General features: G+C 62.8%; 23 protein-coding genes. 19 read left to right on the top strand and 4 right to left on the bottom strand.

Translation table 11 applies throughout. From position 1 onward, the window contains the following. Positions 1 to 206 precede the first annotated feature (206 nt). Positions 207 to 1,490, top strand: a complete 1,284-nt coding sequence (eno, locus tag M0D67_RS02140; protein ID WP_054038196.1) for a phosphopyruvate hydratase — start codon at positions 207 to 209, stop codon at positions 1,488 to 1,490. A gap of 108 nt (positions 1,491 to 1,598) precedes the next feature. After that, the gene (ftsB, locus tag M0D67_RS02135) at positions 1,599 to 2,030 is read left to right on the top strand and encodes a cell division protein FtsB (protein WP_154565471.1); all 432 of its coding nucleotides are present in this window, start codon (positions 1,599 to 1,601) and stop codon (positions 2,028 to 2,030) included. Between the two features lie 196 nt (positions 2,031 to 2,226). Here the strand turns inward: ftsB and M0D67_RS02130 are convergent, their stop codons facing one another. The 3 genes from M0D67_RS02130 to M0D67_RS02120 all read right to left on the bottom strand — a co-directional run bounded on the left by M0D67_RS02130 (position 2,227) and on the right by M0D67_RS02120 (position 4,314). Continuing rightward, positions 2,227 to 2,607 carry a hypothetical protein gene (locus M0D67_RS02130; RefSeq protein ID WP_266237062.1) on the bottom strand — a complete coding sequence of 127 codons (381 nt, stop codon included), beginning with the start codon at positions 2,605 to 2,607 and terminating at the stop codon, positions 2,227 to 2,229. 168 nt (positions 2,608 to 2,775) lie between these two features. Beyond that, positions 2,776 to 3,726, bottom strand: coding sequence for an Hsp33 family molecular chaperone HslO (gene hslO / locus M0D67_RS02125; RefSeq protein ID WP_266237060.1), 951 nt, complete (start codon positions 3,724 to 3,726; stop codon positions 2,776 to 2,778). Between the two features lie 63 nt (positions 3,727 to 3,789). Continuing rightward, the gene (locus M0D67_RS02120) at positions 3,790 to 4,314 is read right to left on the bottom strand and encodes a gamma carbonic anhydrase family protein (RefSeq protein ID WP_168435912.1); all 525 of its coding nucleotides are present in this window, start codon (positions 4,312 to 4,314) and stop codon (positions 3,790 to 3,792) included. Positions 4,315 to 4,661: 347 nt separating this feature from the next. Here M0D67_RS02120 and M0D67_RS02115 point away from each other — a divergent pair, with 347 nt between their 5' ends. The 10 genes from M0D67_RS02115 to M0D67_RS02070 all read left to right on the top strand — a co-directional run bounded on the left by M0D67_RS02115 (position 4,662) and on the right by M0D67_RS02070 (position 13,783). Continuing rightward, positions 4,662 to 5,546 (top strand): ferritin-like domain-containing protein, encoded by an 885-nt coding sequence (locus M0D67_RS02115; RefSeq protein WP_233468712.1) that lies wholly within the window; start codon positions 4,662 to 4,664, stop codon positions 5,544 to 5,546. Positions 5,547 to 5,631: 85 nt separating this feature from the next. Continuing rightward, positions 5,632 to 6,516 carry an alpha/beta fold hydrolase gene (locus M0D67_RS02110; protein ID WP_171925476.1) on the top strand — a complete coding sequence of 295 codons (885 nt, stop codon included), beginning with the start codon at positions 5,632 to 5,634 and terminating at the stop codon, positions 6,514 to 6,516. A gap of 103 nt (positions 6,517 to 6,619) precedes the next feature. Continuing rightward, on the top strand, positions 6,620 to 7,450 hold the full coding sequence (locus M0D67_RS02105; RefSeq protein ID WP_266237057.1) for a 3',5'-nucleoside bisphosphate phosphatase: 831 nt from the start codon (positions 6,620 to 6,622) through the stop codon (positions 7,448 to 7,450). A 142-nt stretch (positions 7,451 to 7,592) separates the two neighbouring features. After that, on the top strand, positions 7,593 to 8,228 hold the full coding sequence (locus M0D67_RS02100; RefSeq protein WP_266237056.1) for an L-threonylcarbamoyladenylate synthase: 636 nt from the start codon (positions 7,593 to 7,595) through the stop codon (positions 8,226 to 8,228). A 47-nt stretch (positions 8,229 to 8,275) separates the two neighbouring features. Next, positions 8,276 to 8,938 (top strand): site-2 protease family protein, encoded by a 663-nt coding sequence (locus M0D67_RS02095; RefSeq protein ID WP_093633535.1) that lies wholly within the window; start codon positions 8,276 to 8,278, stop codon positions 8,936 to 8,938. 6 nt (positions 8,939 to 8,944) lie between these two features. Then, on the top strand, positions 8,945 to 10,147 hold the full coding sequence (locus tag M0D67_RS02090; protein ID WP_154565476.1) for a tryptophan--tRNA ligase: 1,203 nt from the start codon (positions 8,945 to 8,947) through the stop codon (positions 10,145 to 10,147). 16 nt (positions 10,148 to 10,163) lie between these two features. Beyond that, positions 10,164 to 10,775, top strand: a complete 612-nt coding sequence (locus tag M0D67_RS02085) for a bifunctional 2-polyprenyl-6-hydroxyphenol methylase/3-demethylubiquinol 3-O-methyltransferase UbiG (RefSeq protein ID WP_266237055.1) — start codon at positions 10,164 to 10,166, stop codon at positions 10,773 to 10,775. A 43-nt stretch (positions 10,776 to 10,818) separates the two neighbouring features. Further along, positions 10,819 to 11,733: a 4-hydroxy-tetrahydrodipicolinate synthase gene (gene dapA, locus M0D67_RS02080; RefSeq protein WP_266237054.1), complete on the top strand. Its 915-nt coding sequence runs from the start codon at positions 10,819 to 10,821 to the stop codon at positions 11,731 to 11,733. A 129-nt stretch (positions 11,734 to 11,862) separates the two neighbouring features. Next, entirely contained in the window at positions 11,863 to 13,002 is a 1,140-nt protein-coding gene (gene bamC / locus M0D67_RS02075; protein WP_154565478.1) for an outer membrane protein assembly factor BamC, read from the top strand. Positions 13,003 to 13,009: 7 nt separating this feature from the next. After that, on the top strand, positions 13,010 to 13,783 hold the full coding sequence (locus M0D67_RS02070; RefSeq protein ID WP_266237051.1) for an MBL fold metallo-hydrolase: 774 nt from the start codon (positions 13,010 to 13,012) through the stop codon (positions 13,781 to 13,783). 151 nt (positions 13,784 to 13,934) lie between these two features. On the opposite strand, the gene M0D67_RS02065 is transcribed toward M0D67_RS02070, so the two are convergent. Further along, positions 13,935 to 14,633 carry a Bax inhibitor-1/YccA family protein gene (locus M0D67_RS02065; protein WP_054038214.1) on the bottom strand — a complete coding sequence of 233 codons (699 nt, stop codon included), beginning with the start codon at positions 14,631 to 14,633 and terminating at the stop codon, positions 13,935 to 13,937. Between the two features lie 311 nt (positions 14,634 to 14,944). Here M0D67_RS02065 and ndk point away from each other — a divergent pair, with 311 nt between their 5' ends. The 7 genes from ndk (at position 14,945) to bamB (ending at position 22,762) form a co-directional block, all read left to right on the top strand. Beyond that, a complete protein-coding gene (gene ndk / locus M0D67_RS02060; protein ID WP_012433533.1) occupies positions 14,945 to 15,370 on the top strand; it encodes a nucleoside-diphosphate kinase in 426 nt (141 codons plus the stop codon). 214 nt (positions 15,371 to 15,584) lie between these two features. Then, positions 15,585 to 16,736: a 23S rRNA (adenine(2503)-C(2))-methyltransferase RlmN gene (gene rlmN, locus M0D67_RS02055; RefSeq protein ID WP_028199529.1), complete on the top strand. Its 1,152-nt coding sequence runs from the start codon at positions 15,585 to 15,587 to the stop codon at positions 16,734 to 16,736. 217 nt (positions 16,737 to 16,953) lie between these two features. Then, on the top strand, positions 16,954 to 18,081 hold the full coding sequence (locus M0D67_RS02050; protein WP_266237049.1) for a helix-turn-helix domain-containing protein: 1,128 nt from the start codon (positions 16,954 to 16,956) through the stop codon (positions 18,079 to 18,081). Positions 18,082 to 18,167: 86 nt separating this feature from the next. Continuing rightward, positions 18,168 to 19,484: a flavodoxin-dependent (E)-4-hydroxy-3-methylbut-2-enyl-diphosphate synthase gene (gene ispG / locus M0D67_RS02045; RefSeq protein ID WP_054038222.1), complete on the top strand. Its 1,317-nt coding sequence runs from the start codon at positions 18,168 to 18,170 to the stop codon at positions 19,482 to 19,484. Between the two features lie 20 nt (positions 19,485 to 19,504). Then, a complete protein-coding gene (gene hisS / locus M0D67_RS02040) occupies positions 19,505 to 20,845 on the top strand; it encodes a histidine--tRNA ligase (protein ID WP_093633527.1) in 1,341 nt (446 codons plus the stop codon). 66 nt (positions 20,846 to 20,911) lie between these two features. Continuing rightward, positions 20,912 to 21,541, top strand: a complete 630-nt coding sequence (locus M0D67_RS02035) for a tetratricopeptide repeat protein (RefSeq protein WP_154565141.1) — start codon at positions 20,912 to 20,914, stop codon at positions 21,539 to 21,541. Between the two features lie 75 nt (positions 21,542 to 21,616). After that, positions 21,617 to 22,762 (top strand): outer membrane protein assembly factor BamB, encoded by a 1,146-nt coding sequence (gene bamB, locus M0D67_RS02030; protein ID WP_054038228.1) that lies wholly within the window; start codon positions 21,617 to 21,619, stop codon positions 22,760 to 22,762. The last annotated feature ends 91 nt before the right edge of the window (positions 22,763 to 22,853 follow it).

The following is a 22,853-nucleotide window of genomic DNA, read 5'->3' as shown; positions in this document are numbered from 1 at the left end:
CGGCTCAGTCGGCACGCGGCGAATGCACGCAATGGTCGTCGAAAGCATCGGGGTGCGTGTAGTTTGCTGGGGAGTGCTCTGCATGGGACCAGAGTAGCGCGCTAAAGCGCTAACTCTGGTCGACAGCTAAAGCGCTAACTCCGGATCGACACAGCGCCCGGTGCAGTTTCACAGTAAAGAATTCAACGTCATTTCTTGAGGAAACCATGAGTGCTATCGTAGATATCATCGGTCGAGAGATTCTCGATTCGCGAGGCAACCCCACTGTCGAATGCGATGTGCTGCTCGAGTCGGGCACGATGGGCCGCGCTGCGGTGCCGTCGGGTGCATCGACGGGCTCGCGCGAAGCGATCGAGTTGCGCGACGGCGAAGCCGGCCGTTACGGCGGCAAGGGCGTGCTGAAGGCTGTCGAGCACATCAACACCGAAATCTCCGAAGCGATCATGGGCCTCGACGCTTCCGAGCAGGCCTTCCTCGACAAGACCCTGCTGGAACTCGACGGCACGGACAACAAGTCGCGCCTCGGCGCGAACGCGATGCTGGCTGTGTCGATGGCTGTCGCGAAGGCCGCTGCTGAAGAAGCCGGCCTGCCGCTGTACCGCTACTTCGGTGGCTCAGGCGCGATGCAACTGCCGGTGCCGATGATGAACATCGTCAACGGCGGCGCGCACGCGAACAACAGCCTGGACATCCAGGAATTCATGATCGTACCGGTCAGCCAGCCGACGTTCCGCGAAGCACTGCGCTGCGGCGCTGAAGTGTTCCACGCGCTGAAGAAGATCCTGAGCGACCGCGGCATGAGCACGGCCGTGGGCGACGAAGGCGGTTTCGCGCCGAATTTCGGCAGCAACGACGAATGCCTGTCGACCATCCTGCAAGCCATCGAAAAGGCTGGCTACCGCGCCGGTGAAGACGTGCTGCTCGCGCTCGACTGCGCAGCGAGCGAGTTCTACCACGACGGCAAGTACCAGTTGGCTGGCGAAGGCCTGCAACTGTCGTCGACGGAATTTGCTGACTACCTGGCGAACCTCGCCGACAAGTTCCCGATCGTTTCGATCGAAGACGGCATGCACGAAAGCGACTGGGCCGGCTGGAAGATTCTGACCGACAAGCTCGGCAAGAAGGTGCAACTGGTGGGCGACGACCTGTTCGTCACCAACACGCGCATCCTGAAGGAAGGCATCGAGAAGGGCATCGCCAACTCGATCCTGATCAAGATCAACCAGATCGGTACGCTGACGGAAACCTTCGCGGCGATCGAAATGGCGAAGCGCGCCGGCTACACGGCCGTGATCTCGCACCGCTCGGGTGAAACCGAAGATTCGACGATTGCGGACATCGCGGTCGGCCTGAACGCCGGTCAGATCAAGACGGGTTCGCTGTCGCGTTCGGACCGCATCTCGAAGTACAACCAGTTGCTGCGCATCGAAGAAGACCTCGGTGATATCGCCAGCTACCCGGGCAAGTCGGCGTTCTACAATCTGCGCTAAATGGATTGTTCGCTAGCGCCGACCGATGAACCGGTTACCTTTCGTTTCTGATTGACCCCGCCGCCCTGCGTATAGCGCAGGGCGGCGTGTATTTATTGTGCTTACTTCATGCGGCTTGTCACTGCTGTCCTGATCGTTCTGCTGGCGCTCATCCAGTACCCGCTCTGGTGGGGGCACGGCGGCTGGTTGCGCGTGCACGAGTTGCAGCAGCAACTGGCGCAGCAACTGCAGAAGAACACCGACTCGAAGCTGCGCAACGAGCGTATCCAGGGCGAGGTCCAGGATTTGCAGAGCGGTACGGCCGCGGTGGAAGAGCGGGCGCGTTACGAAATGGGCATGGTGAAGGACAGCGAAGTGTTCGTGCAGTTCGTTGCGCCGAACGCGCCGTTGCCGGCTGCGAACACACCTTCGGTTACCACGTCTACGCGTGGTGTGGTGTCGGCGGCGCCGCTGCATATGGTGCCGAATCCGGAGTCGCGTGCGAAGCCGGATCGCAAGCATGGCGGCAAGGTGGCGACAGAGAAGAAGCCGGCACACTGAGTTTATTCGGGCTGGTTGGACTCGCAGGCCGACGCGAAACTGAACGCAGAAACGAACGGAAAAGCGAACGCAAAAGCGCGTAGAAAGACAAAAAAGCCGCCCGTGGGGCGGCTTTTTTATCGGCGCTGCAATAGGAACGGCATCCCTCTCAATCGCCGTATCGTTGAGCCTCTCCTTGGGGCGTGCCCGTTTCGGCTTACCAGCCCCAATACGGCGAGTAGCCTACGCCGACACCCGTACCCCAGCCGTGCCCCCAACCCCCGCCGTAATAGCTGCCGTAGACGCTGACAGGCGGCGAGTAATAACGTGAGTACGCCTGAGCCGCGTTCTCGGCAGCAATGGCCTGATTCTGATCGGACAGCACCTGACGGTCGATCGCGTCATAGCGCTCGCGTTCTTCAGGCGTGAGCGGCCGGGCGGTGCTTGTCATGCCAGACTGGTCGGCCGGCAGGCGGCTATAAATCGGTGATGGACCCGGCGGGTCCATCACGCAACCCGTAAGCGCGACGCTACCGGCGATGACCGTCAGCACGGCGAACGAGCGCATGCAATGCTTTAGCGAAGTAGGGGTGTTCATTTTTGATCTCCATCGGTCGGATGCCTAAGCAAAACATGCGCAACGCGCACAACCCGAGATCCAACACAGCGATCGACGATAACGCGCCGCCCAAGCCCCAGAAAAGCAGCAGGCGACACGTCATTTTACTGCTGTAACGCAGGTGTAATGCGCCGCCGCCTGGCCGCTTCAGTGCCGCTGGTCGGCCGCCGGCGTCACGCCTTGTGAGAGCGCATTCGCGACAAAAAGTTGCGTTATATCGACCGGATCGAATTCGTACCGTTGATTACAGAATTCGCAATGAATCTCGACGTGACCGCGCTCTTCGATCACGCCGTCCACTTCTTCGCGGCCCAGCATCTTCAGCATCGCGCCGACTTTTTCGCGCGAACAGCTGCATTCGAAGCGCGTTGTTGCCGGTTCGAAATGCTGCACATTTTCCTGCCAGAACAGACGGCGGAAAATCGTCGCCGGTTCTTCTTTCAGCAGCTCGTCTTGCGACATCGTGCCGCCGAGCGTGCAGACGCGCTCCCACGTGTCCGCATCCAGATCGCCCGGATGCGGGACGATGCCGCCGTCGCCCGGCAGCTTTTGCAGCAGCATGCCGACTGCGCGCTCGGTGTTCGCCGCGAGCCACAGGCGTGTGTCGAGCTGCTCCGAGTGATGCATGTAGTGCTCGAGCACTTCGGACATCGACTTGAGCGGGCCGTCCACCCCCGAGAGCGGCACGATACTTTGATACGGTTGCTGGCCGGGTTGCTTGTCGCGCGGGTCGAGCGTAATCACGCAACGGCCATGGCCGCTCGCGTTGACCAGTTCGATCATCGAGGTGGTGTCGTCGATCGTATTGCCCGCTTCACCGGAGAGCTTGGCGGTGGCGCGCATCGACAGGTCGGAGCTGCACTGCACCACCAGCATCTTGGCCGGTCCGTCGCCGAAAATCTGCATGACGAGCGTGCCGTCGAACTTGAGGTTCGCGGAAAGCAGCGCGCACGCGGCCATCATTTCGCCCAGAATCGTTCGCACGGGCGCCGGATAGTCCCGGCGCGTCAGCACTTCCTGCCACGTATTGCGCAGCGAAACGATCTCGCCGCGCACCGGCGCCGCGCTGAACATGAATTTTTGCAACTGGTCGCTCACAACTTTTCCTCGGTCGAATGACGCAGCCTGATGCTGCGCCGTGCGCGCCGCGCGCCCGGCTGACTAGCCGATACGCACGAGCTGCGCCTTGAAATATTCGCGGCGCTCGGCATAACTTGCCGCGCCGCGCTGCATATTGGCGATATCCGTCTCGGTCAGTTCGCGCACCACTTTGGCGGGCGCGCCGAGAATCAGCGAATTGTCGGGAAATACTTTGCCTTCGGTGACGATGGCGCCCGCTCCGACCAGACAGTTGCGGCCGATTACCGCTCCATTCAAGACCACGGCCTGAATTCCGATCAAAGAGCCTTCCTTGATCGTGCAGCCGTGCAGCATGACCTGGTGGCCGATCGTCACATTCGGCTCGATCGTCAGCGGGAAGCCCGGGTCGGTGTGCAGCACCGCGTTTTCCTGGACGTTGCTGCCGGCGCCAAGGGTGATTGGCTCGTTGTCGCCGCGAAGCGTCGCGCCGAACCAGACGCTCGAATTTTCCTCGAGCGTCACATTGCCGATAATGTTCGCCGAATCCGCGACGAACACGCTTTCATGGATGGTCGGGGCTGCTTCGCCAAGCTTGTAAATTGTCACGCTGTCTCCTCTTGATCGGTCGCTACACGCTGTGCGGGCGGGCCGGGGCTGCGAAACCGGTTACGAAATGGGGCAGCTAATTGAGGGCGCTAAAGCCAAACGCCAAAGAAGCGCCCGAAAAAGCCCTGGTGAACCGGGTTGTCCTGCCGGCCCCGCGCCATAGGCGCGCGAGATGGTCGAATCGAGTATTGTAAACGGTTGTGTGCTTGGGCCGCTCGACGGTGCCGTAAGCCGTCCGGCGCCCAGCTTTGGCAACCGTCGCGCCTTCCGTCCTGCCTGTTGCTGTTCTCTTTGCCAATCTGGTTGCCATGATTTCCGCTGCTCCGTCTGTTCTGCCCGCTCTGCCGATGTCGACGAATCCTGAGCATTGCCCGAATCGCGCGAACTGCGCGCGCACCGCAGCGCTGGCCGCATTGCGCGAAGTCGACCCGGCAACCAAGGCAGCCGCGGCACGCGCGTTATACGCTGCGGTGTTCGAAGGCAGCCTCGCATGCTCCGCAGACCTCGAACTCGCCGAGCCGACCGACCTGCCGGGTCGTCCCGCCCGTCCCGAACTGGTCGATCCGCGCAAACTGAAGCGCCGCAGCATGCAATCGCCCGAAGGGCGGGCTGTCTTACTGCACGCGCTGGCGCACATCGAATTCAACGCCATCAACCTCGCGCTCGACGCCGTCTGGCGCTTTGCCGGCATGCCCGCCGCGTTCTACACCGACTGGCTCAAAGTCGCCGCCGAAGAGGCCCATCACTTCTCGCTACTGGTCGCGCGGCTTGCGGAATTCGGCCACGTCTACGGCGATTTTCCCGCGCACGACGGCCTCTGGGACATGTGCGAGCGCACCCGTGCCGACGTGCTGGCGCGCATGGCACTGGTGCCGCGCACCCTCGAAGCACGCGGCCTCGACGCCTCGCCGCCGATCCGCGCCCGCCTGCAGCAGGCGGGCGACCAGGCGTCCGCAGCGATTCTCGACGTGATCCTGCGCGACGAAATCGGTCATGTGCTGATCGGCAACCGCTGGTTCCGCCATCTGTGCGACGCTGGCGGCCTCGATCCGCACGCCACCTACACGCGCCTTGCCGACCAGTATCACGCACCGAAATTACGCGGTCCGTTCAATTTCGAGGCGCGTCGCGACGCCGGTTTTGACGAAACCGAACTGGCCGCGCTGGTTGCTCTGGCTGGCCTCGACGCTGAGCAGCCGGCCCCGCCGACCACCCAAGCCTCGGGTAACTGAAGCCTTTTTCCATAGCCGGACGCCACGCATCGTCCGGCTATCTCGTTATAATCGAACGACCATTCTTTTTTCGGGCGCGCCGTTCATGAATACATCCAGGTCTGAATTCGTCGCCGTGCGCGGCATCCGTCTGCACGTGCGGCGCTGGGGCAATCCGGATGCGCCGATGCTCTTCATGTTGCACGGCTGGATGGACGTGGCGGCATCGTTCCAGTTCGTCGTCGACGCGTTGGGCGGCGACTGGCAGGTGATTGCGCCGGATATGCGCGGCTTCGGCCTGTCGGACTGGCCGGTCGCCGAACGCGGTGGCGGCAACTACTGGATCCAGGATTACCTCGGCGACCTGGACGCGTTGCTCGACCACTATGCACCGACCGGCGAAGTCAATCTGGTCGGCCACAGCATGGGCGCGAATATCGCCTGCCTGTATGCGGGCGTGCGACCGGAACGGGTTCGGCGCGTGGTCGATCTGGAAGGCTTCGGGCTCGCGCCGTCGCACTCGGCGCAAGCGCCCAAGCGTCTGCGCAACTGGCTCGATGAGTTGCGCGATCCGCCGCAGTTGAAGCGTTACGCGTCGCTGGGCGATGTTGCCGGCCGTCTGATCAAGACCAACCCGCGCCTCGCTCCGCCGCGCGCGGAGTTCCTCGCTCAGCATTGGTCCAAGCCGGACGGAGAAGGGCGCTTCATGCTGCTCGCCGATCCGGCGCACAAACTGCGCGGGCCGACGCTGTATCGCCTCGACGAAGTGATGGCCGTATGGCGCAAGGTCACCGCGAAAGTGCTGCACGTCGAGGCCGCCAACTCGCCCACGCTCGCACAGATTGCCGGCGAGATTCCGCTCGACGAGTTCAAGGCGCGCTTCCAGGCTTTTCCGAACTGGCGCGAGAAGATCATCGACGAAGCGGGGCATATGGTGCATCACGATCAGCCCGAGCAGGTAGCCGCGCTGATCGAGGGCTTCTGCGCCTGAACCTTGCAAAAGGGTTTCGGCGCGCGGGTCACTATCTCGAGATAGCGCTGCGGCCATTTACTGCGTTGCAGTAAAATGAGTGCAGAACCTTCTCAAGACAAAGATGAACGCTGACCTCCATTGCCACTCCACCGTTTCCGACGGCCAGTTCGCGCCGGCCGATGTTGCGCGCCGCGCGCACGCGGGCGGCGTGACACTGTGGGCGCTGACCGACCACGACGAACTGGGCGGCCAGCACGAAGCGCGCAGCGCCGCTGAGGCGCTCGGCATGGGCTACCTGAACGGCGTGGAGATTTCGGTCACGTGGGCGTCTCGCACCGTGCACATCGTCGGGCTCGGTGTCGATCCGACCAGCTCGATCCTGATCGACGGCCTCGCGCGAACCCGCAACGGCCGCGCCGCGCGAGCCGAAGCCATTGGCGAGCAGTTGGCCACGCTCGGCATCCCCGACGCCTATCGAGGCGCGCTCAAATACGTCTCGAACCCGGACATGATTTCGCGCACGCACTTCGCGCGCTTCATGGTCGAAAACGGCTACGCCAGTTCAACTCAGGACGTGTTCACCCGCTATCTCGGCGACGGCAAGCCCGGCTACGTGTCGCATCGCTGGGCGAAACTGGCGGACGCGGTTGGCTGGATTCAGGCCGCCGGCGGCGAGGCGATCATCGCGCACCCGGGGCGCTATGCGTACTCGCCGGTCGAATTCGACGCGTTCTTCGCCGAATTCATCGACCTCGGCGGTAAAGCGATCGAAGTCGTGACGGGTAGCCACACGACGGATCAGTACCGCGAATACGCGGACGTCGCGCGCCGCTTCGGCTTCGAAGCCTCGCGCGGTTCAGACTTCCATGCACCCGGCGAAGGCCGTGTCGATCTCGGCACGCTGCCGCCGCTGCCTTCCGATCTCAAGCCCGTCTGGGAACGCTGGCTGTGATCGCGCGCCGTGCCGCGGCGGCACGATATGCGCGACGGTCCCCGTCCGAGGGACGTGCTTTCGCCCGATCTTCCGCCTGGTCTTCCGTCCGATGTTCGTCTGCTTTTTCGTCCGTCATCACCCGTAGCCACCGTTAGTCAAAATGTCCCAATACTTTCGGCTTCATCCGGATAACCCGCAGCCGCGTCTCGTCAAACAGGCTGTGCAGATCATCAACGACGGCGGCGTCGTCGCGTTGCCGACGGATTCGAGCTACGCGCTCGCCTGCCACCTCGACGACAAGGACGCGGTCGAGCGCCTGCGGCGCATTCGGGGACTCGACGAGAAGGCTTTGTTGTCGCTGCTGGTGCGCGATCTCTCGGAGCTGTCGAACTTCGCGATGGTCGACAACCGGCAGTACCGCCTGATCAAATCGGTCACGCCAGGCCCTTACGTCTTTGTGCTGCAGGCCACCAAAGAGGTGCCGCGCCGCCTGTCGCACCCGTCGCGCAAGACCATCGGCCTGCGGGTGCCGGAGCACGCGATCACGCTGGCCATTCTCGAAGAACTCGGCCAGCCGCTGCTCGGCTCCACCCTGATCATGCCGGGCGAAACCCAGCCGCTGAACGACCCGGAAGAAATCCGCGAACGGCTCGAGAAACAGGTGGACCTGGTGATCGACGGCGGCCCGTGTGTGTGCGAGCCGTCCACCGTGATCGATCTGACCGGCGCCGAACCAGTGCTGGTGCGGCCAGGGCGCGGTTCTCTCGCGCCCTTCGGTCTCGAAGAGACGGCATGAGTGAAAGCGGACAGACGCACGCAATCGCGTTGTTACAATAGCGAGTTATGGATTCTTCCCTGATACAGACCATTGCGGTTTACGCGTTGCCGGTGATTTTCGCAATCACGCTGCATGAAGCTGCGCATGGCTACGTCGCGCGCTGGCTCGGCGACAATACCGCGTATGTGCTCGGCCGCGTTTCCGTTAATCCGATGCGGCACATCGATCCGCTCGGCACGATCGCGATTCCCTTGCTGTTGTACTTCGCCACCAGCGGCGCGTTCATGTTCGGTTACGCGAAGCCCGTGCCGGTCGCCTTCGGCAATCTGCGCAATCCGCGTTGGGGCAGCCTGTGGGTCGCGGCCGCCGGACCGGGCTGCAATTTCGTGCAGGCGCTGGTGTGGGGCCTGATCGGCGTTGCACTTGCTGTGGGTGGGGTTGACGAGCCTTTCTTCACGCGCATGGCGGCAGCCGGCGTCGGCGTGAACCTCGTGCTCGGCGTGCTAAACCTGTTTCCGCTGCCCCCGCTCGACGGCGGCCGCGTGCTGATGGCGCTGTTGCCGCCACGGCAATCGATCGCGTTGTCGCGCCTCGAACCGTACGGCTTTTTCATCGTGATGGCGCTCGTCATGACGGGCACGCTCACGCGCTATTGGCTGAGCCCGCTCGTGACGCTCGGCTACGGTGCGATTACCGCAATTCTGACTCCACTTGTTTCGCTTTTCTAAATAACCATGTTCCCAGACCGTATCTTCTCCGGCATGCGGCCCACCGGGTCGCTGCACCTCGGCCACTATCACGGTGTGCTGAAAAACTGGGTGCGGCTGCAGTCCGAATACCCGTGTTTCTTCTGTGTGGTCGACTGGCACGCGCTGACGACGCACTACGAAACGCCCGAAGTGATCGAAAAGAACGTGTGGGACGTGCTGATCGACTGGCTCGCGTCGGGCATCGATCCGGCGCAGGCTACGCTCTTCATCCAGAGCAAGGTGCCCGAACATGCGGAACTGGCGCTGCTGCTCGGCATGAGCACGCCGCTCGGCTGGCTCGAACGCGTGCCGACCTACAAGGAGCAGCAGGAAAAGCTGAAGGACAAGGACCTGTCCACCTACGGTTTCCTCGGCTATCCGGTGTTGATGGCGGCGGACATTCTGCTGTACCGCGGCTCGCTCGTGCCGGTCGGCGAAGACCAGGTGCCGCACGTCGAAATGACGCGTGAAATCGCGCGCCGCTTCAACTATCTGTACGGCCGCGAACCGGGCTTCGAAGAGAAGGCGAATGAAGCGGCCAAGAAGCTGGGCGGCAAGCGGGCCAAGCTTTATCACGAGCTGCGCAACGCCTATCAGCAGGAAGGCGACGACGAAGCACTCGAGCAGGCGCGGGCGATGTTGCAGGAATCGCAGAGCCTGTCGATGAGCGACCGCGAGCGTCTGTTCGGCTACCTCGAAGGATCGCGCAAGATCATCCTGGTCGAACCGCAGGCCATGCTGACCGAAGCGTCGCGCATGCCGGGTCTGGACGGCCAGAAAATGTCGAAGTCGTACGGCAACACGATCGGCCTGCGCGAAGACGCGGAAACGATCACGAAGAAGGTCCGCACCATGCCGACCGATCCGGCACGCGTGCGCCGCACCGATCCGGGTGATCCGGACAAGTGCCCGGTGTGGCAACTGCATCAGGTCTACACGGACGAAGCCACGCACGAGTGGGTGCAGAAGGGCTGCCGAACAGCAGGAATCGGTTGCCTCGAGTGCAAGCAGCCGGTGATCGAAGGCATTCTGCGCGAGCAGCAGCCGATGCTCGAGCGCGCGCAGAAGTACATGGACGATCCGTCGCTGTTGCGCGCGATCGTCGCCGACGGCTGCGACAAGGCCCGCAAGTTCGCCACGGAAACGATGCGCGACGTGCGTGAGGCGATGGGCCTGTCGTACAACTGAGCGCGGCACTGAAGCGATGAGCACTTCGGTTGCCACGTCGGACGGTCCCTCGCACGGAAACGGCGAACCGTCGCGCTGGGTGCGCCACTGGGCGCATCTGGTCGTGCCGGGCGGCGCGGTGCTCGACGTGGCGTCGGGGGCAGGGCGGCATGCGCGGTTCTTTGCATCGCTGGGCCATCCGGTGACCGCACTCGACCGCGATGCGGCTGCGCTGGACCTGATGCGCGACGATCCGCGCATTACCACGCTCGCGGCTGACATCGAAGGCGCCGCATGGCCCTTGCCTGTGGACGCGAAATTCGCCGCGATCGTGGTCACGAACTACCTGCACCGGCCGCTGTTTCAGCAGCTTTTGCGCTCGCTCGCGCCCGGCGGCGTACTGGTTTACGAGACCTTCGCGCAAGGCAACGAAAGGGTCGGCAAACCGTCTAACCCGGCGTTTTTGCTTGCACCCGGCGAGCTGCTCGAGGTGGTGCGCGGCCACCTCCGTGTGGTCGCATTTCAAGACGGATTTCTCGCGCAGCCGCGCCCGGCTTACGTCCAGCGGATATGCGCAATTATGGAGACGGATCGCTCAGCCGAGCGTGCAGAGGCGGCACCCCCGCGTTGTTACGAGCTGGCTGGCTAATCCGCTACAATCGCGGTTTACCTGATCAAATTCATGGCGTTTCATGACTAACGGCAATCAAAGCAGCACTGGCGGTGTTCAGATTCGCGGCAGCATCCCTGCCATCATTACTCCGATGCTCGAAGACGGCGGCCTCGATCTGCCGGCGTTTCGCAAACTGATCGACTGGCATATCGCAGAGGGCACGAACGCACTGGTCGTGGTCGGCACGAGCGGCGAGTCGGCCACGCTGTCGGTCGAAGAACACGTGCTGATGGTCAAAACCGCAGTCGAGCACACAGCGGGCCGGATTCCGGTGATCGCGGGCTCGGGCGGCAATTCCACCACCGAAGCCATCGAGCTCACGCAGCAGGCGAAAGACGTCGGCGCGGACGCCACGCTGCAGGTCGTGCCGTACTACAACAAGCCGACCCAGGAAGGCATCTATCGCCACTTCGCGAAGATCGCCGAAACTGTCGATCTGCCGGTGATCCTGTACAACGTGCCGGGCCGTACGGTCGCGGACATGAGCAACGAAACGATTCTGCGTTGCGCGCAGGTGCCGGGCATCATCGGTGTGAAGGAAGCGACCGGCAATATCGATCGCGCCGCGCACCTGATCAAGTCGGCGCCCGCCCATTTCGGCATCTACAGCGGTGACGATCCCACGGCGATCGCGCTGATGCTGCTTGGCGGCCACGGTAATATTTCGGTCACCGCGAACGTCGCGCCGCGCGCCATGAGCGATCTGTGCAAAGCTGCGCTTGCCGCGGACGCGAAGACCGCCCGCGAGATCCATCTGAAACTCCTGTCGCTGCATAAGAACCTGTTCATCGAGTCGAATCCGATTCCGGCGAAATGGGCGTTGCAGCAACTGGGTCGTGTGCAGGGCGGAATCCGCCTGCCGCTCACGCCGCTCGACGCGCAATACCACGAAGTTGTGCGCGGCGCGCTGCGCGATGCGGGTCTGCTGGGCTAAACGGGCTCAAACCCGCACCCCCAGCGCTCAAGAAAGCCTGCCACCGGCATTCCCTTAACCGACGTCGATCCAGCCCACGTTCCCGGCACACAGAACCAGGCACCGCGTTCCAGCATCACGAAGGACCTCATGAAACGTTCCGCACTTTCCCTCCACGCAACCCGCATGGCGGCGCTGGCGCTTGCCCTGGTAACGCTCGCCGGCTGTGACACGCTGAACGACTGGTTCGCCTCCGACCGCGTCAACTACAAGGGCGCGGGCAGCGCACCGCCGCTCGCCGTTCCGGGCGATCTGAGCACCACGCCGACCGATCAGCGCTACGTGGCGCCGCCGGCCAACCTGGCGCTGGGCGGCGCGCAGCAACGCGCGGTCACCGCCGCAGGCAATTCCACCGAAGGCCAGCCGAATGCGCAAGACCCGCTGGGCATGCACATCGAGCGTGACGGCGATCGTCGCTGGCTGGTAGTCGACGGCCGCACGCCGGAACAACTGTGGCCTCAGTTGCAGGAGTTCTGGCAGGAAAACGGCTTCGCGCTGAAAACCGATGCGCCGGCCACGGGCATCATGACCACCGACTGGGCTGAAAACCGCGCCAATATCCCGGACGACTGGTTCCGTCGCACGGTCGGCAAGGTGATCGACTTCGCTTACTCGTCGGGTACTCGTGACAGCTTCCGCACGCTCGTGTCGCGCGGGCCGGCTGAGACGACGGACATCTCGATCACGCATAGCGCGATGGAAGAAATGCTGACGGGCCAGGACAAGACGTCGTCGCGCTGGGAAGAGCGTCCGCGCGATCCGGCGCTGGAAGCGCTGTTCCTGACCAAGCTGATGCAGAAGTTCGGCCTGACCGAAGCACAATCGAAGCAGCTCCTGACCGATGCGCGTTCGGCTACCGCGCCGGCCACGATCGACCAGAGCGCGGGCGCATCGACGCTCGACCTGCAGGAATCGTTCGACCGGGCATGGCTGCGCGTGGGTCTCGCGCTTGACCGTACCAACTTCACGGTCGACAACCGCGACCGCGCGAAAGGCATCTACTACGTGCGTTACGCGGACTCGATGCAGGAGCTGAAGAAGGAAGGGCTCTTCGGCAAGCTGTTCTACAGCGGCAATTCGTCGAAGAAGCCGGGTCAGGAATTCCTCGTCAATGTGCGCTCGAAGGGCGACACCGTGACGCAGGTGGCGGTGCTGGACGCGAACGGGCAGGTGGATAACTCGTCCGACGCGCAGCGCATCGTGACGTTGCTGCACGCGCAACTGAACTAAGCGGGCTGTGCGCTTCGCCAGTCTCGGCAGCGGCAGTGAAGGCAATGCCTTGCTGGTGGAAGCGCAAAGCGGCGCGACCACCACGCGCGTTCTGCTTGATTGCGGCTTTTCGGCCAAGGAAGTCGAGCGACGTCTGACGCGGCTCGGCGCGAGCGTCGAGGGTCTCGACGCCATTCTGATTACCCATGAACACAGCGACCACATTGGCAGCGCGCTGACGCTGGCGCGCAAGTGGTCAATTCCGTTGTACATGAGCTGGGGCACCGCTCGCGCGGTGGGTGCCGACGAAGCCGACGTCGACCTGCAGGTGCTGTGGGGCGACGAAGCGGTGGCGATCGGCGACCTCAGCATCCTCCCTTACACCGTTCCTCACGACGCCCGCGAGCCGCTGCAGTACGTGCTCTCCAACGGCGCGAGCCGGCTTGGCGTGCTGACGGACGTCGGCACTTCCACGCCGCACATCAGCGCGGTGCTGAGCGGCTGCGACGCGCTTGTGCTCGAATGCAATCACGATGTCCGAATGCTGGCGGGTAGCCGGTATCCCCAATCGCTGAAGGCGCGTATCGGCGGCAATCACGGGCATCTGAACAACGAAGCCGCGGCTGAAATCCTGGCCTCGCTCGACCGTTCGCGCTTGCGCCATCTGGTGGCCGCGCATCTGAGCCAGCAGAACAACACGCCGGAACTGGCGCAGGCCGCCATGGCGGGTGTGCTGGGCGCCGCGCCGACCGAAGTGGTGGTCGCTTCTCAGGATGAAGGCTTCGCCTGGCTGAGCTTGTGATCCGTCTCTGATTGCCTGGCATCTGACATCGCCATGTCCGGCGATTCACCGCTGACATGCCGGCAGTGCAATGAAAAAAGCCCATGACGATCGCTCGCCATGGGCTTTTTCTTCAAGGCCGGCGTTTCAGGCGCCGCGCCTTGCGTCAGACTTAGTTGCGGTTGCCGCCAAAGATGCCGAGCAGCGCGAGCAGGTTGACGAACACGTTGTACAGATCCAGATAGATCGCGAGGGTAGCGGTGATGTAGTTCGTTTCACCGCCATTCACGACGCGCTGGACGTCGAACAGCATGTAGGCCGAGAAGATCACGATGGCCAGCACCGACACCGTCAGCATCAATGCCGGCAGGTGCAGGAACACGTTGGCGACCGAAGCCAGCAGCAGCACGATGACGCCCATGAACAGCCACTTGCCGAGACCCGAGAAGTCACGCTTGCTGACCGTGGCGATCGTTGCCATGGAGGCGAAGATCACACCAGTGCCACCAAAGGCGAGCATGATCAGCGACGGGCCGTTCGAAAAACCGAGCACGAAGCTCAGGATGCGCGACAGCATCAGGCCCATGAAGAACGTGAAGCCGAGCAGCACGAACACGCCGATGGCGCTGTCTTTGGTTTTCTGGATGGCGAACATGAAGCCGAAGGCGATCGCGAAGAACGCCAGCATGCTCATGCCGGGGCTGGTGGCGGCGAACAGCGAGAAGCCGGTTGCCACGCCCACCCATGCGCCGAGCACGGTCGGAATCATGGACAGTGCGAGCAGCCAGTAGGTGTTCCGTAGTACGCGGTTGCGCGTTTCGACCGTGCTGACTGCGCCATTGCGGCCAAAGCTATACGGATGATCGTTCATGGTCTCTCCTTACCTCAGAAGCGTGTTGCGTAATGGTTGTGCCGCGGGTTGCGCAGCAGGTGGTGCGTCAGGTAGTGCAGCGCCGGCCGGAATGCTTGCCGCCAGTCGCAGGGTGTTCATCCCTAAGATTGGCGCGGTGGCAGGGAGTTTCAATACCCGGAAAATGTCCACACGACCTACGCTACCAGTATTCAGAAACTCCTGCTTGGAGTCTTTCAATGTTGTAAGGGTTCAATCGCAATCATACACGGGAACGTGCTACAATAGCGGATTCATTTGAATCTGTAACCTCTTAATTTTTTGGAGTTTTTATGGCGATCGAACGCACCCTGTCGATTATCAAGCCGGACGCAGTGGCCAAGAACGTGATCGGTCAGATCTACAGCCGTTTCGAAAACGCTGGCCTGAAGATCGTGGCTTCGCGCATGGTCCACCTGTCGCGCGCTGACGCAGAGAAGTTCTACGCTGTGCACGCTGCACGCCCGTTCTTCAAGGACCTGGTCGATTTCATGATCTCGGGCCCGGTGGTCGTGCAAGCGCTGGAAGGCGAAAACGCGATCCTGAAGCACCGCGACCTGATGGGCGCAACGGACCCGAAGAAGGCAGAAAAGGGCACGATCCGCGCTGACTTCGCTGACAGTATCGACGCTAACGCGGTGCATGGTTCGGACGCCGCTGAAACGGCTGCAGTTGAAATCGCGTTCTTCTTCCCGCAAGTGAACGTCTACTCGCGTTAAGCGGGTATGGGCAGGTTTGAGCGCGTCTGAGCGCGCTTGACCTGTAAGGCGCGATCCGCGCGATTCGTGCGCTGCCGTTGGATTTGTCGCACGAATCCGCACGAACAGCCCGGCAAAGTAGTAAGGTAAAGCAGCAGGAATGGGCGCGAACGGCATTGCGTTCATGCAGCTTGTTGCATGAACGTAGTCTCGCACTGAAATGGCAGGATTCGATATGACGAGCAGTCCCACCGTCAACCTTCTCGACCTTGACGCCCAAGGGCTTGTCGCCTACTGCGACAGCCTGGGCGAGAAGCCGTTTCGCGCCAAGCAATTGCAGCGCTGGATCCACCAGTACAACGCTGCCGATTTCGACGGCATGACCGATCTGGCGAAGTCCTTGCGCGAAAAGCTCAAAGGGCGCGCAACGATCACGATGCCCGGCATCGTCAGCGACAATATTTCGACCGACGGCACGCGCAAGTGGCTGATCGACGTCGGCAACAGCAACGCGGTTGAAACCGTATACATTCCCGAAGAAACGCGTGGCACGCTGTGCGTGTCGTCGCAGGCCGGGTGTGCGGTCAACTGCCGTTTCTGTTCGACCGGCAAACAGGGTTTCTCCCGCAATCTCACCACCGGCGAAATCATCGGCCAGTTGCGTATGGCCGAGTTCGCGCTGCGCGCGACGCGCGGCACGGACGGTGGGCGCGCCACGGGCGGTGACGGCAAAGGCGAGCGCGTCGTCACGAACGTGGTAATGATGGGTATGGGCGAGCCGCTGCTCAATTACGACGCGGTGGTGCCCGCCATGCGCCTGATGCTGGACGATAACGCGTACGGCCTGTCGCGCCGCCGCGTCACGCTGTCCACCTCGGGCGTCGTGCCGATGATGGACCGGCTTGGCGCCGATCTGCCGGTGGCGCTCGCGGTATCGCTGCACGCACCGAGCGACCCGCTGCGCGACATGCTGGTACCGCTGAACAAGAAGTATCCGCTGCGCGAATTGATGGCCGCTTGCCAGCGCTATCTGAAAGTCGCGCCGCGCGATTTCATTACGTTCGAATATTGCATGCTCGACGGCGTGAACGACAGCGAAGCGCAAGCCCGCGAATTGCTGGCGGTTACACGCGACGTACCGTGCAAGTTCAACCTGATTCCGTTCAATCCGTTCCCTGAATCGGGCCTCATCCGCTCGAAGCCGGAACAGATCAAACGGTTTGCACAAGTGTTGATGGACGCGGGCGTCGTCACCACAGTGCGTAAGACACGCGGCGATGATATCGACGCTGCCTGCGGTCAGTTGGCCGGTGCGGTGAAAGACCGCACGCGCCTCGCTGAGCGCACCGGGAAGGCGGCGAAGATTATCGAGGTGCGCGCCGTGTAATCGCGCGAGATAGTGGGGCGCGAGCGTTCGGAGGAAAGCGATCCGGGCGCGCGAAAATGCTCCACGCCATCCGCGATTGAAAAGAAAGTTTGCAGAAGCGATCGGAAGCGGCACACAAGGCCGCGCATTTTGTTATAAACGGTCTGCGATTCGGGCGCGAGGCTTTGGCCCGTCCGGGTTGCACGAGTGAAAAAGAATCGACGCGAAAGGATTTGGGATGAGTGAGCCGCAGCACCCGCAGCCGCAGCCGCAGGACACAGATACAAACGAAGGCCATCCGGCACCAGTCGCCCGGGCGGTGGTGCAGCCTGTTGAGCAGCCGGGCCCGGCGAGTTTTGATTCCCTGGCGGCAGTTGGCGCGCGCTTGACCCAATTGCGTGAACTGAAGGGCTGGACGATCGAAGACGTGTCAGCGCGCCTGAAGGTCTCCGTCACCAAGCTGCGTGCGCTCGAATCGGGCGACATCAGCCATTTGCCGGACACGACCTTCGCGCTCGGCGTGGTGCGCAGCTACGCGAAGATGCTCGGCGCCGATCCCACGCCGTTTACGCAGGCTTTGCGCCGCGAGAAGGGTGTGCCCGCGCCGGATCTGTCGATGCCGGCGTCGTCGGGCAAGGATTTGCCGCGCGGTCGCGTATCGCTGTCGCTCGGCGGCAGTGGGCAAAAGAGCCGCTCGTGGCTGTGGGGCATTGCAGCGGTGGTCGTCGCGGTGATCGCGCTCGGCATGTGGCATACCAATGGCGGTGATTCGTCGGCGTGGCTCGCACGATTGAAGGCGAGCGCTAACGGCACCGCGGGTGGCGCGACCGGCGCATCGGGCGCGGTGGCACAGGGTCAGCCGGCAGGTTCCGAGGCAACCGCGGAAGACGCTGCTTCGGCCCCGGGAACTCAGGCTGCGGTGGATAACGCAGCGTCGGCTACGCCGATGCCCGCGCCGCTGGCGACCGGTGCGGCGCCATCTTCCGCTCCGGCGGTCACGGCAGCAGTCGCGCCGAAGGCCGGTTCGCAGGTCCAGGCGGCGGCGCAAAGCGCGAGCGCGCCAGTGGTCGCCGCGATAGGCGCATCGGCCGCAGCAGATACGGCGGCGCCGGCCGCGGGTGAGGCGATCATCGCGTTGCGGGTGACGCAGGACAGCTGGTTCAGCGTGCGTGGCAAGGACGGCAAGGAAGTGTTCTCCGGCCTCGTGCACGCAGGCGATACGAAGGAAGTAACGGGCGCGGCCCCTTTCAAGGTCACGGTCGGCAACAAGGCGGGTCTCGAGTCGCTTACGCTCGATGGTCAGCCAGTCGATCCGTCCAAATATTCGGCAGCCAAGGGTAACGTGGCGCGCTTCGCGTTGCCTTGATAGATACGGTATGCGTCGCGGCCAACCGGTTCGCGGCGCTTTTTCAATTCAGGCGCTACGTCTTTTTTGTGGCGCATGCGGCGTAAATGGGTTTTTCGATGCAATCCGAAGCTCAATCCCAATCCAGTAGCAAGATCGTTTCAAACGAGCCGGTGTTCGGCGGCCACGCTGCGCGGCGCAAGTCGCACGCAGTCGATGTCCGTTGGGGCGGCCAGCTCGTCACCATCGGCGGCGATGCGCCCGTGCGCGTCCAGTCGATGACCAACACCGACACCGCGGACGCGATCGGCACGGCGATCCAGATCAAGGAACTGGCGCAAGCCGGTTCGGAGCTGGTGCGTATCACGGTCAACACGCCGGAAGCGGCGGCGGCCGTGCCGGCTGTCCGCGAGCAGCTTGACCGCATGGGCGTGTCGGTGCCGCTGGTCGGCGATTTTCATTACAACGGCCATTTGCTGCTGCGCGATTACCCCGCGTGCGCGGAGTCGTTGTCGAAGTACCGGATCAATCCGGGCAATGTCGGCCACGGCGCGAAGCGCGACACGCAGTTCGCGCAGATGATCGAAGCGGCGGTGAAGTACGACAAGCCGGTGCGGATCGGCGTCAACTGGGGCAGCCTCGACCAGGACCTGCTCGCGAAGATGATGGACGAAAACGCCGCGCGTTCCACGCCGTGGGAAGCGCAGAGCGTGATGTACGAAGCGTTGATCCAGTCGGCGATCGGCTCGGCGGAGCGCGCGGTCGAAATCGGCTTGCCGCGCAACAAGATCATTCTGTCCTGCAAGGTCAGCGGCGTGCAGGATCTGATCGCGGTGTACCGTGAACTCGCGCGCCGTTGCGACTTCGCGCTGCATCTGGGTCTGACCGAAGCGGGCATGGGGTCGAAGGGCATTGTGGCGTCGACCGCTGCGTTGTCGGTGTTGCTGCAGCAAGGCATCGGCGACACGATCCGTATCTCGCTCACGCCCGAACCGGGTGGCCCGCGCACGGGTGAAGTGATCGTCGGCCAGGAAATTCTGCAGACCATGGGCCTGCGTTCGTTCACGCCGATGGTGATCGCGTGCCCGGGTTGCGGCCGTACCACCAGCACGCTGTTCCAGGAGCTGGCGTCGCAAATCCAGACCTATCTGCGCACGCAGATGCCGGTGTGGCGCGATCAATATCCTGGCGTCGAAAAGATGCACGTCGCGGTGATGGGCTGCATCGTCAACGGTCCGGGCGAATCGAAACAGGCGAATATCGGCATCAGCTTGCCGGGTTCGGGCGAAAATCCGGCCGCGCCGGTGTTCATCGACGGCGAGAAGGTCAAGACGCTGCGCGGCGAGAACATCGCGCAAGAATTCCAGCAAATCGTGAGTGACTACGTCGAGCGCCGCTATGGCCGCGCCGAAGCACTCAACTAAATACCGCCAATCGAAGACAGATGACTGAACAGAAGAAAAAGCTCGAAAAGTTGTCCGGTGTGAAGGGCATGAATGACATCCTTCCGCAGGACGCCGGGCTGTGGGAATTTTTTGAAGCGACCGTCAAGTCGATGCTGCGCTCGTACGGATACCAGAATATTCGTACGCCGATCATCGAGCATACGCAGTTGTTCAAGCGCGGTATCGGTGAGGTGACCGACATCGTCGAGAAAGAGATGTACAGCTTTACCGACGCATTGAACGGCGAAAATCTGACGATGCGCCCGGAAAACACGGCGGCTGTGGTGCGCGCGACGATCGAGCACAACATGCTGTACGACGGTCCGAAGCGCCTGTGGTACATCGGCCCGATGTTCCGTCACGAGCGTCCGCAGCGCGGCCGCTATCGCCAGTTCCATCAGGTCGGCGTGGAAGCGCTGGGCTTTGCCGGTCCGGACGCCGACGCTGAAATCATCATGATGTGTCAGCGTCTGTGGGACGACCTCGGCTTGATGGGCATCAAGCTCGAGCTCAATTCGCTGGGTCTCGTGGAAGAGCGCGCGGCGCATCGCGTCGAGTTGATCGCGTACCTCGAAAAGCACATGGACGTGCTCGACGAAGAGGCGAAGCGCCGTTTGTACACGAACCCGCTGCGCGTGCTCGACACGAAAAATCCTGCCATGCAGGAAGTCGCGCAGAACGCACCCAAGCTGATCGATTTTCTCGGCGAAGAATCGCGCGCGCACTTCGAAGGCCTGCAGCGCATTCTGAAGGCGAACAACATTCCGTTCACGATCAATCCGCGCCTCGTGCGCGGTCTCGATTATTACAATCTGACCGTGTTCGAATGGGTGACCGACAAGCTCGGCGCGCAAGGCACCGTCGCGGCCGGCGGCCGTTACGATCCGCTGATCGAACAGCTTGGCGGTAAGCCGACGGGCGCATGCGGCTGGGCCATGGGCGTCGAGCGTATCCTCGAGCTGCTGAAAGAAGATCAGCTCGTACCGGAAGACGAAGGCTGCGACGTATACGTAGTCCATCAGGGCGACGCGGCGCGCGAACAGGCCTTTATCATCGCCGAGCGTTTGCGCGACACGGGTCTCGACGTGATCCTGCATTGCAGCGCGGACGGTCAGACGGCGAGCTTCAAGTCGCAAATGAAGCGTGCCGACGCGAGCGGCGCGGCATTCGCGGTGGTCCTCGGCGAAGACGAGATTGCGAACGGCACGGTCGGCGTCAAACCGCTCCGTGATACAAGTTCTAACGGCGGTAAAAACGAGCAACATAACGTGCCCGCCGAAGACTTGACCGAATTTCTAATCAATGCGATGGTTGCAACCGCCGAAGACGGCGACGACTGATCGCGATGTCGTCGAGCCCCTTGGCTCGACACGCACACGTATCAAGAAAGAGGAAATCGCCGGGCGATGAGTTACCACGACGAACAAGAATCGATTGAAAGTCTGAAGGCATGGTGGACGCAGTGGGGCAATGCAACCACGTGGATCGTGCTGGTGGCCTTGGTTGCCGCCGCTAGCTGGAACGGCTGGAATTTCTGGCAACGGCGCCAGGCCGCGGAAGCCGCGGTGCTGTATGACCAGGTGCAACAAGCCGTTGCATCGGGTGACAAGGCGAAGATCACGCGCGTTGCCACCGATATGGAAGACAAGTTCAGCCGCACCGCGTATGCGCAGATGACCGCGCTGGGCGCCGCCAAGGCGCTGTACGCCGCGGGTGACGAAGCTGCCGCGAAGGCCCAGTTGCAATGGACCATCGATCACGCAAAAGACGACGAGTTCAAGCAGATCGCCAAGCTCCGTCTGGCTTCGCTGCTGCTCGACGACAAGGCTTACGACCAGGGCCTCGCACTGCTCGCCGAACCGCAGTCCGATGCGTTCAAGGGCATTGTGGCGGACGGCCGCGGTGATCTGCTCGCCGCCCAAGGCAAGCGTGACGATGCGCGCGCGGCCTACAAGCTTGCCCTCGACTCGCTGTCGAAAAACGATAGCTCGGCTCGCCAGTTGATTCAGTTCAAGCTGGACGCGCTGGGCGGCTAATCGCCGCATGCAGCGCGCCGCATGATACGACCAACCGGTCTCCTTTAACTCATTTCCTGAATGCTTCGTCCACCGATGAATCTGCTGAAACGTTACGCTGTGCCCGTTGCCTGTGCGATGACCGTGCTCACCATGGCGGCTTGCTCATCCACGAAAGACGAGCGCCGCGAGCCCACGCCGCTCACCGAGTTCAAACCCGTGCTCGACGTGCAGCAGGCGTGGAAGACGAGCGTCGGCAAGGCGGGTCGTTACCTGTTCTCGCCGGTCGCGGTCGGCAACGCGGTGTATGCGGCGGGCGCGAACGGCTCGGTTGCGAAGATCGACGCGCAAACCGGCAAGGACATCTGGCGCGTCAAGCTGCATGACGATCTGTCGGCAGGTGTTGGCAGCGACGGCACGCTCACGGCGGTTGGCGGCCTGAAGGGCGATGTCTACGTGCTCGGCGCGGACGGCAAACAATTGTGGACCGCCAAGGCGCCTGGCGAAATCATCTCGCCGCCGCTGGTCGGCAACGGCCTCGTGGTGGTGCGCACGGTCGACGGTCAGATCGTCGCGTTCAATGCGCAAACTGGCGAGCAGAAGTGGAATTATCGCAACCGCGCGGTGCCGCTCAACCTGCGCGTTTCCTCTGGTATGACGTTCGCGGGCGACGCGGCGGTGCTGGCCGGCTTCCCGGGCGGCGCATTCGCTGCGATCAACCTGCAGACCGGCGACAACTACTGGCAGACCCCGGTGTCGTATCCGAAGGGCGTAACGGAAGTGGAGCGCATCAACGACGTGACGGGCCCGCCCACGCTGCTTGGCTCGGAAACCTGCGCGGTGACGTTCCAGGGTCAGATTGGCTGCTTCGACGCGAACTCCGGCCGCGCGGTGTGGGAAAAGGCGTTTTCGAGCACGAGCGGTCTCGCGCAGGATGACCGCGCTGTGGTGGCGGCCGACGACTGGTCGGTGGTGTCGGCGTTCGACGTCAGCAATGGCGCGACGCTGTGGAAGAACGACAAGCTGAAGAATCGCGAACTCAGCGTCCCGTTCATTCTGGGTCATGCCGCCGTGCTGGGTGACTACCAGGGTTTCGTGCACTTCCTGTCGCGCGACGACGGCACGCTCGTGGCCCGTGTGAAAACCGATGGCAGCCCGATTACCGCAGCGCCGGTGCTGGCCGGCGAAACGCTGGTCGTGCTGACGCACGACGGCGACCTGTACGGCTACCGCCCGCGCTGATCGCGCAGGCTATTGACAGTCCAGCGTCGTCAAGCGTGCAGGCCGGCTTCGCCGGCCGCACGCGTTTTTGTTGTATAGCTGGGCAACCAGA

It is taken from the genome of Paraburkholderia sp. SECH4, from assembly GCF_030511745.1.
Taxonomy (GTDB): Bacteria; Pseudomonadota; Gammaproteobacteria; order Burkholderiales; family Burkholderiaceae; genus Paraburkholderia; species Paraburkholderia madseniana.
This window is presented reverse-complemented; position numbering and strand designations above follow the sequence as displayed.

Bases quoted from the DNA above. Each gene is read 5' to 3' on its own strand.
- eno (WP_054038196.1), top strand. From the start codon at position 207: ATGAGTGCTATCGTAGATATCATCGGTCGAGAGATTCTCGATTCGCGA.
- ftsB (WP_154565471.1), top strand. From the start codon at position 1,599: ATGCGGCTTGTCACTGCTGTCCTGATCGTTCTGCTGGCGCTCATCCAG.
- M0D67_RS02130 (WP_266237062.1), bottom strand. From the start codon at position 2,607: ATGAACACCCCTACTTCGCTAAAGCATTGCATGCGCTCGTTCGCCGTG.
- M0D67_RS02115 (WP_233468712.1), top strand. From the start codon at position 4,662: ATGTCGACGAATCCTGAGCATTGCCCGAATCGCGCGAACTGCGCGCGC.
- M0D67_RS02110 (WP_171925476.1), top strand. From the start codon at position 5,632: ATGAATACATCCAGGTCTGAATTCGTCGCCGTGCGCGGCATCCGTCTG.
- M0D67_RS02105 (WP_266237057.1), top strand. From the start codon at position 6,620: ATGAACGCTGACCTCCATTGCCACTCCACCGTTTCCGACGGCCAGTTC.
- M0D67_RS02100 (WP_266237056.1), top strand. From the start codon at position 7,593: ATGTCCCAATACTTTCGGCTTCATCCGGATAACCCGCAGCCGCGTCTC.
- M0D67_RS02095 (WP_093633535.1), top strand. From the start codon at position 8,276: ATGGATTCTTCCCTGATACAGACCATTGCGGTTTACGCGTTGCCGGTG.
- M0D67_RS02090 (WP_154565476.1), top strand. From the start codon at position 8,945: ATGTTCCCAGACCGTATCTTCTCCGGCATGCGGCCCACCGGGTCGCTG.
- M0D67_RS02085 (WP_266237055.1), top strand. From the start codon at position 10,164: ATGAGCACTTCGGTTGCCACGTCGGACGGTCCCTCGCACGGAAACGGC.
- dapA (WP_266237054.1), top strand. From the start codon at position 10,819: ATGACTAACGGCAATCAAAGCAGCACTGGCGGTGTTCAGATTCGCGGC.
- bamC (WP_154565478.1), top strand. From the start codon at position 11,863: ATGAAACGTTCCGCACTTTCCCTCCACGCAACCCGCATGGCGGCGCTG.
- M0D67_RS02065 (WP_054038214.1), bottom strand. From the start codon at position 14,633: ATGAACGATCATCCGTATAGCTTTGGCCGCAATGGCGCAGTCAGCACG.
- ndk (WP_012433533.1), top strand. From the start codon at position 14,945: ATGGCGATCGAACGCACCCTGTCGATTATCAAGCCGGACGCAGTGGCC.
- rlmN (WP_028199529.1), top strand. From the start codon at position 15,585: ATGACGAGCAGTCCCACCGTCAACCTTCTCGACCTTGACGCCCAAGGG.
- M0D67_RS02050 (WP_266237049.1), top strand. From the start codon at position 16,954: ATGAGTGAGCCGCAGCACCCGCAGCCGCAGCCGCAGGACACAGATACA.
- ispG (WP_054038222.1), top strand. From the start codon at position 18,168: ATGGGTTTTTCGATGCAATCCGAAGCTCAATCCCAATCCAGTAGCAAG.
- hisS (WP_093633527.1), top strand. From the start codon at position 19,505: ATGACTGAACAGAAGAAAAAGCTCGAAAAGTTGTCCGGTGTGAAGGGC.
- M0D67_RS02035 (WP_154565141.1), top strand. From the start codon at position 20,912: ATGAGTTACCACGACGAACAAGAATCGATTGAAAGTCTGAAGGCATGG.
- bamB (WP_054038228.1), top strand. From the start codon at position 21,617: ATGAATCTGCTGAAACGTTACGCTGTGCCCGTTGCCTGTGCGATGACC.